The following is a 254-nucleotide window of genomic DNA, read 5'->3' on the forward strand; positions in this document are numbered from 1 at the left end:
CCATTCGTTTATTGCCGATTGGCGGTTATGTTCGTATGGCAGGCGAAGAGCCTGAGCAGCCAACGATCCGGCCAGGCTATGAAATTGGACTGGTGCTTGACGAGAAAGATACCGTTAAGGAAATTATCGTCAACAACAAGTCAAAACATCCAGAAGCACAAGTCGTGCAAGTGGAACGGATTGATTTGGTCCATGACTTGTTTGTGGAAACGATTGACGAAGACACTGGCGAACTTGTTCGTTATCAAATTGAT

General features: G+C 45.7%; 1 pseudogene. It reads left to right on the forward strand.

The features are described 5' to 3' along the window. Positions 1-254 (forward strand): annotated as a pseudogene (locus CHH91_RS18725) (RIP metalloprotease RseP); the annotation flags it as partial.

Origin of the sequence: Virgibacillus sp. 7505 (genome assembly GCF_002272135.1) — a bacterium.
Taxonomy (GTDB): domain Bacteria; phylum Bacillota; class Bacilli; order Bacillales; family Amphibacillaceae; genus Terribacillus.